The sequence below is a fragment of the Pseudomonas sp. MWU13-3659 genome (assembly GCF_023757525.1).
Lineage (GTDB): Bacteria > Pseudomonadota > Gammaproteobacteria > Pseudomonadales > Pseudomonadaceae > Aquipseudomonas > Aquipseudomonas entomophila_E.
Genome location: NZ_JAMSHW010000080.1, coordinates 1 through 1,278 on the forward strand (window position 1 = coordinate 1; position 1,278 = coordinate 1,278).

At 47.7% G+C, this 1,278-nt stretch carries 2 protein-coding genes; both read right to left on the reverse strand.

The window, feature by feature from the left end:
- The coding region (gene mobV, locus NGM28_RS28370) for a MobV family relaxase (RefSeq protein ID WP_252092540.1) at positions 1-625 on the reverse strand (625 nt) is incomplete at its 3' end.
- Between the two features lie 3 nt (positions 626-628).
- The gene (locus tag NGM28_RS28375) at positions 629-1,006 is read right to left on the reverse strand and encodes a hypothetical protein (protein WP_252092541.1); all 378 of its coding nucleotides are present in this window, start codon (positions 1,004-1,006) and stop codon (positions 629-631) included.
- Positions 1,007-1,278 lie beyond the last annotated feature (272 nt).

A 1,278-nucleotide genomic window follows, 5' to 3' on the forward strand; every position in this document is an offset into this window, starting at 1 on the left:
GAGCCTTCGCTGCGTAGTCTAGCGCGGTAAGCTTCGGAGCTTCCCCTGTGGTTGTAAGTAGTCGATAAAACGAAGCTACCTCATCATGTTTTGCTTTCGACCCGCTGACGCCACGTGAAAGCCCTCGAATGGAACCACAACTTGAGTGAAAGCTATCCTGTAGCTCTCGCATGAGTTTAGGCCCCCCTAAAAAATCCCTAGCGCTCAGCCGTCCATCCGCTGTTAGTGGTAACACATATGCTACTAAATGTGGGGTGGACTCATCCAGGTGTACAGCTGCACTTAGAACGTTAGCCGCTCCGTGACGGTCGCGAAGCCACGATAATGCATCTCGAAAATAGCCATTTCCTAAATCGTCGAGTCGACCACCATGGCGTTTGAAGGCCTCCGGGGAGGCCGTGATCAGATACTCAATTCCAAGTACCGCATCAATTCGACGTTTTGCGGGAAGTTTATTTTTGAATGCACCAATCAGCTGAAATGTATTTTTTGCACCAGTCACTCTGTTTAGACTTGACATTCCAGGAGCGGCATTCGGTGTTGGCTGTTCCCTGAAAGTGTGACGAGCAGACCTGGCAATTGCACCAAAACTCTTTAGTTTTTTTGCGCGAATTATTGAGTACATATATCACCCTAGCGTCGAGGGAGTATCGTAGGTGAGTCTGGGATTTCCCGTAATAGCATTGGTTTCTTTTGGCTGGTATAAGATTTCCAGTAATAGTTGTATTGTCTTCATGATTAAGTCTAGGAGAGAGGCATCTACTATAAAGACCTCGCCTTTTGGGCTATCCAGTCTTTCGGCCATTCCCCAGTCTTCTATTTCATGCATGGCCATCCAAACATTTTCGGGTATGTTCTTACGTGGAATGTAATAGTCTTCACCGCTGCGCTTTAAACTGGGAGCCCATGTGATGATTTCATGGAATTCTGATGTCAAGCTTTGAGCTGTAAATTGATTGCCGGCTTGTAACCACATTGCGCAGTTATCTTTGCTCAAGTTTTTCATTGCGAATTGCACCGTCGCTTATTATTGTTACCAATATTATGCAAAGGGAGTGCAAGGTGTTGCAATAACATAAATCATATGTGTAACCCACTACGCTTCCGTTCCGGAAGGTGGGCCAGCGTGCCGCTGGACTGCACGTCGCTTCGCTCCTTAAAAGCAACAGCCCAGGGATCGCCCTGGATGCTCGGGGATGGGGATAAAAACCTCATCCCCACCCCTTGCATAGTTTGTAAGCGCTCCATGAACCCCACCTAGCCAACGATGGGTAGTTT